This window comes from Actinomadura fibrosa, from assembly GCF_900659615.1.
Classification (GTDB): domain Bacteria; phylum Actinomycetota; class Actinomycetes; order Streptosporangiales; family Streptosporangiaceae; genus Spirillospora; species Spirillospora fibrosa.
The window spans coordinates 21,439-28,297 of the sequence record NZ_CAACUY010000120.1 but is presented as its reverse complement, the minus strand read 5'-3'; the positions used below and the strand labels follow the sequence as shown (position 1 = coordinate 28,297).

11 protein-coding genes are annotated in these 6,859 nt (G+C 74.0%); all 11 read left to right on the top strand.

Features of this window, described 5'->3' with window-relative positions; all coding sequences use genetic code 11:
* The first annotated feature begins 99 nt into the window (after positions 1 to 99).
* The 11 genes from E1300_RS30540 to E1300_RS30495 all read left to right on the top strand — a co-directional run bounded on the left by E1300_RS30540 (position 100) and on the right by E1300_RS30495 (position 6,764).
* The gene (locus E1300_RS30540) at positions 100 to 303 is read left to right on the top strand and encodes a DUF6286 domain-containing protein (RefSeq protein ID WP_503104938.1); all 204 of its coding nucleotides are present in this window, start codon (positions 100 to 102) and stop codon (positions 301 to 303) included.
* 1 nt (position 304) lies between these two features.
* Entirely contained in the window at positions 305 to 868 is a 564-nt protein-coding gene (locus E1300_RS30535; RefSeq protein WP_131760558.1) for a hypothetical protein, read from the top strand.
* A gap of 523 nt (positions 869 to 1,391) precedes the next feature.
* The gene (locus E1300_RS30530; RefSeq protein WP_242619481.1) at positions 1,392 to 2,966 is read left to right on the top strand and encodes a sensor histidine kinase; all 1,575 of its coding nucleotides are present in this window, start codon (positions 1,392 to 1,394) and stop codon (positions 2,964 to 2,966) included.
* Positions 2,963 to 3,634: a response regulator gene (locus E1300_RS30525; RefSeq protein ID WP_131760556.1), complete on the top strand. Its 672-nt coding sequence runs from the start codon at positions 2,963 to 2,965 to the stop codon at positions 3,632 to 3,634. The genes E1300_RS30530 and E1300_RS30525 overlap by 4 nt, the downstream gene beginning before the upstream one ends.
* Before the next feature lie 62 nt (positions 3,635 to 3,696).
* On the top strand, positions 3,697 to 3,873 hold the full coding sequence (locus E1300_RS50415) for a hypothetical protein (protein ID WP_165503057.1): 177 nt from the start codon (positions 3,697 to 3,699) through the stop codon (positions 3,871 to 3,873).
* Between the two features lie 358 nt (positions 3,874 to 4,231).
* Positions 4,232 to 4,747, top strand: a complete 516-nt coding sequence (locus E1300_RS52820; RefSeq protein ID WP_370785270.1) for an Asp23/Gls24 family envelope stress response protein — start codon at positions 4,232 to 4,234, stop codon at positions 4,745 to 4,747.
* Positions 4,744 to 5,040, top strand: coding sequence for a hypothetical protein (locus E1300_RS30515; protein ID WP_131760554.1), 297 nt, complete (start codon positions 4,744 to 4,746; stop codon positions 5,038 to 5,040). The genes E1300_RS52820 and E1300_RS30515 overlap by 4 nt, the downstream gene beginning before the upstream one ends.
* A gap of 5 nt (positions 5,041 to 5,045) precedes the next feature.
* Positions 5,046 to 5,234, top strand: a complete 189-nt coding sequence (locus E1300_RS30510; RefSeq protein ID WP_131760564.1) for a hypothetical protein — start codon at positions 5,046 to 5,048, stop codon at positions 5,232 to 5,234.
* Positions 5,231 to 5,599 (top strand): Asp23/Gls24 family envelope stress response protein, encoded by a 369-nt coding sequence (locus E1300_RS30505; protein ID WP_131760553.1) that lies wholly within the window; start codon positions 5,231 to 5,233, stop codon positions 5,597 to 5,599. Before E1300_RS30510 ends, E1300_RS30505 begins: the two co-directional genes overlap by 4 nt.
* Complete coding sequence (locus E1300_RS30500; protein ID WP_131760552.1) at positions 5,596 to 6,201, top strand: DUF6286 domain-containing protein; 606 nt, start codon at positions 5,596 to 5,598, stop codon at positions 6,199 to 6,201. Before E1300_RS30505 ends, E1300_RS30500 begins: the two co-directional genes overlap by 4 nt.
* Positions 6,201 to 6,764, top strand: coding sequence for an Asp23/Gls24 family envelope stress response protein (locus tag E1300_RS30495; RefSeq protein WP_131760551.1), 564 nt, complete (start codon positions 6,201 to 6,203; stop codon positions 6,762 to 6,764). Before E1300_RS30500 ends, E1300_RS30495 begins: the two co-directional genes overlap by 1 nt.
* The last annotated feature ends 95 nt before the right edge of the window (positions 6,765 to 6,859 follow it).

Here is a 6,859-nt window from a genome sequence, read left to right as displayed (position 1 = left end):
TCGAGCTGAACGACTACCTGGCCACCGCCGGATTCCAGGAGACCGGGATCATCACCGGCGCCATCTTCATCGTCGTGGTCCTGCTGTTCCGCCGCGGCGCTGGAGGTGCCGGGGATCGAGCGCGTCCGGGTGCGCGGGCCGGGCGTGTTCCGCAGGCGGATCACCGTCCGCGCCGCCACCCACTACCGCAATCCCGCGAACCTGGAGGAGCTGGTCGAGCGCGCGGTCGACGACCGGCTGGACCGCGTCGAGCCGATGTACCGGCCGCTGGTCGCCGTCCGGCTGAGCTGGCGGAAGGACTGACATGAGAGTCTCGTTGGCGGTCACCGGGATCGTGCTGCTGACCTGCGGCACGGTCGCCCTCGTGCTCGGCCTCGGCGGCCTGGACGGGTTCGGCTCGCTCGCGGCGCGCCCGCCGCTCGATCCGGCGCTGCTCCGGTTCGCGGCCGGGCACGCGTGGTTCGTCCCCGTCGCCGCGGGCGCCGCGGGGCTCGTGTCGCTGGCCGGCCAGCTCTGGCTGATCGTCCAGGCCCGCGCGTTCGTCCACCAGTGGCGGCCCGACCTCGACGCGCGGACGCGCGAGATCGCCCGGCTCGCCGAGCACGACCTGGTCCGCGCCGCCCGGATGATGCCCGGGGTGCGGGAGGCACGCGCCCGCCTGACCGGCACGCTCGCCAGGCCGCGCCTGCTGCTGCGCGTCGTCTGCGAGGAGGACGCCGTCCTCGCCGAGGTGTACGGGGAGCTCGGCGCCGGCCCGGTCGAGCGGTACCGCAGGACGGTCGGCATGCCCGACCTCCCGGCCGTCGTCCGCTTCCGCCTCGACGCCGCTCCGGACGAGTACGGCGACCCGTACCTGGACGCCGCCTAGCACCGGGAGCGGGGTGGATCACCGGTGCCAGGCGGCGTGCTCAGCGGAGGCGCGACCAGGTCCGGACGGGCCAGGAATCCATCTAAGTCATGGCAATTCCGGCGAGCACGGCCATGACGGGCGCCGGACGCAGATAATGGACGCGGTCCCGCCGGGACCCCGCCACCGCGGCGGTCCCTCCGGCCATGGCGCTCTCCCTCGGTAGGTCCACCGCGACCGGCCGTGACGGCGCCCGGGCAAGGAGGGGTGCCCGTCCGGGGTCCGTTCCCGCGTGGGGAACGGACCCCGGACGGGCACCCGCGCCATCGCAGACGCCCATGCGCCCGTGGGAGCGGGCACATGCACACATTCGGGCGCCTGCGTCGTGGGAGCCGCACAGGTCTGGGGCCGTGCAACCGGAACTATGCGCGGCCCGGGCGGCCGGGTCACGCTTGTGTACATTTCGTTCACGGCCCCCATGACTGGAAAGGTGTGAGTGGTCAGGATGCGGCGTCCCGGATGGACGGCGCCGAGGCGCTGGAGCGTGGCGCGGCAACTCCTGGCGCTCCAGGCCGCACTGGTCGTGCTGCTCGTCGCGGCCGGTGCCACCCTCTCCTACCTCGACGTGCGCCGCGCCGCCGACGACCGCGCGGCCCGCACGGTCACCGCGGTCGCGGCGAGCATCGCGGACGCGCCCAGCGTGCGGGCGGCGGTGGCCCGCCCCGTGCCCAGCCGGGTCCTCCAGCCGTACGCCGAGCGCGTCCGCCGGGACACCGGCGTGGACTTCGTCACGATCATGAGCCCGGCGGGCATCCGCTACACCCACCCGAACCCCGCGCAGATCGGGCAGCGGTTCCTCGGCAACACCGCGCCCGCGCTGGCCGGGCGCTCGTTCACCGAGACCTACACGGGCACGCTCGGACCGTCCGTCCGCACGGTCACGCCGATCTTCGACGACCGCCGCAGGATCGTCGCGCTGGTCTCCGTCGGCATCACGATCGAGGCGATCTCCGCGGAGCTGCGCGCCCGGCTCGTCCGGCTCGTCCTCGCCGCCGCCGCGATGCTCGCCGCGGGCATGGCCGGCAGCTACCTCGTCTCCGCGCGGCTCCGCAGGCAGACCCGCGGCGTCGCGCCGGGCGAGCTCAGCGAGATGTTCGAGTACTACGAGGCGATCCTGCACTCCGTCCGCGAGGGCCTCCTGCTGCTCGACCGCGACGGCCGGGTCGTCCTGTGCAACGACGCCGCCCGCGACCTGCTCGGCCTGGGCGCCGACCCGCGCGGCCGTCCCGCCGGCCAGCTCGGCCTGTCCGCCGAACTGGCCGCGGCGCTCGTCTCACCGGAACCTCGCCAGGACGAGCTGCACCTCGGCGACGTCCGCGTCCTCGTGGTCAACACCTCGCCGGTCCGCTCGGGCGACCGGATGATGGGCAACGTCGTCACGCTGCGGGACCACACCGAGCTGCAAGGCCTCACGGGCGAGCTCGACACCGTCCGCGGCTTCGCCGAGTCGCTGCGCTCCCAGGCGCACGAGGCCGCCAACCGCCTCCACACGATCGTGTCGCTTGTCGAACTCGGACGGCCCGCGCAGGCCGTCGCGTTCGCCACGTCCGAGTTGGAGACGGCCCAGCGCCTCACCGACCGGGTCGTCGGCTCGGTGCGCGAACCGGTGCTGGCCGCGCTGCTCCTCGGCAAGTCCACCGAGGCGGCCGAGCGCGGCGTCGAGCTCGTCGTCACCGAGGACACCGCGGTCGAGGGCTGCCTCGAACCCCGCGACCTCGTCACCATCCTCGGCAACCTGATCGACAACGCGGTGGACGCCGCGATCGACAACACCGACGCCCGCCCGCCGCGCGTCGTCGTCACCGTCCGGCGGGAGGACGGCGACCTCGTCCTCCGGGTCGCCGACAGCGGCGCGGGCGTGGACCCGGCCGACGTCCCCGAGATGTTCCGGCGCGGCTGGACGACCAAGTCGTCCGGCGGCCCGGTCGGCCACGGCCTGGGCCTCGCCCTCGTCGGCCAGGCCGTCCGCCGCAACCGCGGCCGCATTGCCGTCGGCCGCCCGGACGGCGGCGACGGCGGCGCCGTCTTCACCGTCCGCCTCCCCGCGGGTGCGCGATGATCAGGGTCCTGGTCGTGGAGGACGACCCGGTGGCCGCCGAGGCCCACCGCGAGTACGTCGAGCGCGTCGGCGGCTTCGAGGTCGTCGGCGTCGTCCACTCCGGGGCCGACGCCCTCCGCTTCTGCGAGCGCACCGCCGTGGACGTCGTCCTGCTCGACTTCTACCTGCCCGACACCCACGGCCTCACCGTCTGCCGCGCCCTCCGCGCCGGGGGCCGCGACGTGGACGTCATCGCCGTCACCTCGGCCCGCGACCTCGCCGTCATCCGCAGCGCGGTGTCGGTCGGCGTCGTCCAGTACCTGCTCAAGCCTTTCACCTTCGCGTCGCTGCGCGACAAGCTCGACCGCTACGCCCGGTTCCGCGAGCAGGCGGGCCGCTCCGGCGAGGTCGCCGGGCAGGCCGACGTGGACGGCATGCTCGCCACCCTCCGCACCCCCGACCACCTCGCGCTCCCGAAGGGCATGAGCGGCGAGACCCTCCAGTCGATCACCGAGGCGCTCGCCGGGGCGGCCGGCGGCCTCTCCGCCGCCCGCGCCGCCGACCTCACCGGCGTCTCCCGCGTCACCGCCCGCCGCTACCTGGAGTACCTCGCCGAGAACGGCCTCGCGCACCGCCGTCCCCACTACGGCCAGGTCGGCCGTCCCGAGGTCCGCTTCTACCCCGGGTAGACGTTCGCATCGCGGGGTACCTACGGGACGAACGATTCGTCAGCGACATCGGGGGAGTTGTCGTGGGTGACCTGAACGACAAGGCGGACCGCGAGACGAGACGGACCCGGAACGGCGGGGCCGGAGCCGGCGGCGGAACGGCCCGCAAGACCCGCACGGGCAGAGACGCCGACGCCAAGATCGCCAAGAGGAAGCCGGGCGACGCCGCCAGAAAGATGCGCGAAATGTTCAAGGGATAGAAAAGACGGGCCCTAAGCCCATCAACCCGCAAATGACCGACGCCGGCGGCGCAACCAAGCTCCGCCGGCGTCGTCTGTGTTTATTGCATCGCCCTTGGCGTCAGGCGCTGGGCGCCTTCCTTCAACGGGCGTTGCGGCGATCGCTGCATCGCTCCGGCTCGCCTGGCGGCTCACTGCGCGATCAAGTTCTCGCAAGCTCGAACTTGGCTTCGCACGCGATCGCAGCGCCGGGGTTTTTTGGAGGATGGCTGCTAGGGCCGACGCCAAGGGCGGTGCAATAAACACTTACTTTTTCTGTGGTTTTTTGGGTGGGGCGGGTGAGCATCAATCGGACATCGTCGACGCACGGGGGGACGTCGTGAGCCATGAGGACGGACAGGCGGGCAGCGACCGCCGCGGGGGGACGCTGACGGCCGGGGGAGCGCAGGCGGCCCGGGGGTCGCATGCGGCAGGCGGGTCGCAGGCGGGCGGGGGCTCGCAGAGCGACCTCGTGACCTCCGGCGGGACGACGAGCATCGCCGACGGCGTGGTCGCGAAGATCGCGAGCATGGCCGCGAACGGCGTCGGCGGCGTGCATTCCATGGGCACGTCCAACCCGATCGGCGCGGTCAAGGACCGGCTGCCCGGGGTCGGGGGGAACCGGGGCGTGTCGGTGCAGGTGGGGGAGCGGCAGGCGGCCGTCGACATCGACCTCGTCGTCGAGTACGGGGTCTCGATCCCGGAGCTCGCCAACGCGGTCCGCGCGAACGTCATCAACGAGGTCGAGCACATGTGCGGGCTTGAGGTCGTCGAGGTGAACATCAGCGTGGACGACATCCACGTGCCGGGCGACGACGACGATGACGGGCGTTCCGGGGAGCCCCGGGTGCGATGACCGCGCTGACGAGTACTTCGGCCGAGCTCGCGGAGGACATCGCCGCCGCGGTCCTGGCGTGCCCGGACGTGGCCTCGCTGACGGCGGGGCCGCACGGCCGCGTCATGACGTACCGCGTCGGCGCCCCGTTCTCCGGCGTGGCCGTCCACGCCGACCGTATCGAGATCGGCGTGGTCGCGCGCCTGGCGCGGCCGCTGCCCGACACGGCGGAGGACGTGCGGCGGCTGGCCCGTCCGCTGGCGGGCGACCTCCCGATCGACGTCCTGATCGCCGACGTGGAGGAGGACCGGTGAAACTGCTGTGGCCCATGGTGGGGCTCGGGTTCGGTACGGCGCTCGGCTTCGCGGGCGCGTTCGGCGGGTTCGGCGCGTTCTTCATCGTGCTCGTCCTCGGTGCCCTCGGCTTCCTCGTCGGCCGGGGCATCGAGGGCGACCTCGACCTCGGCGGCTTCCTGTCGTCGCTGAACCCGGGACGGCGCCCCCGATGACCACCGGGGACGGCGCTGAGGCGCCAAAGCGGGGGAGTACGACGATCAGTGAACGGGCCGTGGCCCGGATCGTGGCGCGGGCCGCCGACGAGGTGCGCGACTCCGGCGGGCTCGGCCGGACCGTCCTCGGCGTGCACGTCCCGGGACGGCGCTCGGCGCGCACCGACGTCCGCGTGGACGGGGAGATCGTGACCGCGCGGGTCGCGATGTCGGTCGCCTATCCGAGGCCCGTCCGGGAGGTGGCGCGGCACGTCCGCGAGAGCGTGCGCGGGCGGGTGGAGGAGCTGACCGGGCTCTCGGTCCGCCAGGTGGACATCGACGTCGCCGAGCTGGAGCGCCCGAAGGCCGTGAGGACCGTGTCGTGACCGCGCATGCCGGGCCGCTCGCGCGCCGCCGCCGGACGCCGGCCGCCGCGGACCGCGCCGCCCGACACAGCTTCCGGTCGCGCCGGGTGTGGCCGGCGCTGCTCGCCGCGGTGCTGATCACCGCCGCGGGGATGCTCGCCGCGATCGAGGTGATCACCGCCTGGCTCGACCGGCCCGCGCGGATCGTCCCGTACGGGCGGATCGCGGACTGGGCCGAGGACACCGCGTGGAAGGACGCCCCGGCTCTCGCGATCGCCGGCGCCCTGACGCTCTTGGGGCTGCTTTTCCTGCTGGCGGGGCTGCTGCCGGGCCGGACGCGGGTCGTCCCGCTGCACGGCGACGACCCGGACCTGACGATGGGCGTGACGCGGCGCGGGTTCAAGGCCGCCATCGCGTCGGCCGCCGAGGGCGCGTCCGGCGTGTCCGGGGTGCGGCGGGTGCGGCTGCGCCGCCGCCGGGTCAAGGTCGTCGCGCTGACGCCCGTCCGCGAGCACGGTGACCTGGGGGAGCGGGTGACCGCCGCCGTCGGCGATCTCCTCGACCGGATCCAGCCGCTGCCCGCCCGGAAGGTCGCGGTGCGCGTCAAGTACCGGGAGGACTGATGGACCGCCGTCCCGGTCCCACGAACCGCACGGGCCTCGTCCTGCTCGGCCTGGTGCTCGCCGTCGCGGGGGCCGCCGCCCTGGCGCGCGGCCTCGGCCTGTTCGGGGACGGCCGCGCGTCGGCGCCCGTCCTCGGGGCGGGGACGCACCGTTTCGCGGACGGGCACGGCTGGTTCTGGCCCGCGGTGGTGGCGGCGGCCGTCGTCCTGGCGCTGCTCGGTCTCGGCTGGCTCTCCGCGCAGCGGCGGGCGCCCAAGCTGCCGGGGCTCACCCTGGAGCCGGATGCCTCGGCGGGTGCGACGCACCTGTCCGCGAAGGCCGTGACGAGCGCGCTCGAATCGGAGATCGAGGAGTATCCCGGCGTGCAGAGCGCCCGTGCGCGGCTGCTCGGCTCGTCCAGGCGCCCGAAAGTGCGGCTGAACGTCGCCTACAGCCGGCGCGCCGATCTCGCCGACCTGCGGCACCGGATCGACGAGGAGGCCCTGCGCCGCCTGTGCGGAGCGCTGGAGCGCGACTCGGTCCCCACGGTGGTCCGGCTGCGCCTGGTCGCCGCCGACCGCTGACAGCACCTTTGACGGTGGCTTGGACCCTGCTTGGGGTGATTTCGCCTGTTGCGGGGCTAGTGTCCAAGGTGACCACGGCGTCGAGGGTGCGAGGA

Coding starts and splice junctions, on each gene's coding strand:
- E1300_RS30535 (WP_131760558.1), top strand. CDS start 305: ATGAGAGTCTCGTTGGCGGTCACCGGGATCGTGCTGCTGACCTGCGGC.
- E1300_RS30525 (WP_131760556.1), top strand. CDS start 2,963: ATGATCAGGGTCCTGGTCGTGGAGGACGACCCGGTGGCCGCCGAGGCC.
- E1300_RS30515 (WP_131760554.1), top strand. CDS start 4,744: ATGACCGCGCTGACGAGTACTTCGGCCGAGCTCGCGGAGGACATCGCC.
- E1300_RS30505 (WP_131760553.1), top strand. CDS start 5,231: ATGACCACCGGGGACGGCGCTGAGGCGCCAAAGCGGGGGAGTACGACG.
- E1300_RS30495 (WP_131760551.1), top strand. CDS start 6,201: ATGGACCGCCGTCCCGGTCCCACGAACCGCACGGGCCTCGTCCTGCTC.